Source organism: Vibrio sp. 2130-1, assembly GCF_033339515.1.
Genome location: NZ_JAWOUT010000189.1, coordinates 1 through 778 on the forward strand (window position 1 = coordinate 1; position 778 = coordinate 778).

Annotated in this window: 1 protein-coding gene and 2 pseudogenes; all 3 read right to left on the bottom strand. The window is 45.2% G+C overall.

Translation table 11 applies throughout. From position 1 onward, the window contains the following. A pseudogene (locus R7Q09_RS25080) lies at nucleotides 1-142 on the bottom strand (6-phospho-beta-glucosidase); the annotation flags it as partial. Nucleotides 143-152: 10 nt separating this feature from the next. Continuing rightward, nucleotides 153-464, bottom strand: a complete 312-nt coding sequence (locus tag R7Q09_RS25085) for a PTS lactose/cellobiose transporter subunit IIA (protein ID WP_005461092.1) — start codon at nucleotides 462-464, stop codon at nucleotides 153-155. 49 nt (nucleotides 465-513) lie between these two features. Continuing rightward, nucleotides 514-778: pseudogene (locus R7Q09_RS25090) on the bottom strand (PTS sugar transporter subunit IIC); the annotation flags it as partial.

Here is a 778-nt window from a genome sequence, read left to right on the forward strand (position 1 = left end):
TTTCCGCGCCGGATTCTATGTCCACAAAGTGAATCTGTTTAACTGGCAAGTAATCCAAGCGTTTGATTACCCCTTCAACCAATTCCGGGGTATAGCTACTGCCACCACCAATAATGGCAAGTTTGATCGCCTCTCTAGACATAATGATTTCCTTACTTATTCGCGAGTTGCTTGTTCAAAGCGACAATCTCAACAGCCATTTCTTGCGCTAGAATCGTTGTCATTAAATGATCTTGAGCGTGCACCATAACCAGAGTCATCGGCACTTTGCCTTCCCCCTGATCTTCTTCGATCAATTGCGTCTGAATTAAATGCGCCTTGTTAATGCACTCTCTGGCTTGCAACAATTTCTCTTCTGCTGCTTCAAATTTTTGCTCTCTCGCCAAACGGAGCGCTTCATAACTTAAACTTCTGGCTTCACCCGCATTACAGATGATTTCCATTACAACCAGTTCTTGTTCCATTTTCTCTCTCCAGAAATATGGGCTGCTTGGTAAAACAGCCCATTCATAATTAAGCGGTTACGCCTTCACCAGCAGGTTGTTCTGCCTGTTTCGTTTCTTTGGTTGTTGGTAGTTCTTGCTCAAGCATTTGCTTCTCAAACATTTTGAAGAATGGGAAGTAGATAAGAAGGTCAAGAATCAACAGACCCACTACGAGCAGTACCGGAGAAAACGTCCAGCCGCTTCCCCAAGACGCACCAATAATTGCCGGCGTCGTCCATGGTGTAGTAGCCACCCCCATACCAACGAAGCCAAGATGCACAGCAAGATCGGAA

Bases quoted from the DNA above. Each gene is read 5' to 3' on its own strand.
- R7Q09_RS25085 (WP_005461092.1), bottom strand. From the start codon at position 464: ATGGAACAAGAACTGGTTGTAATGGAAATCATCTGTAATGCGGGTGAA.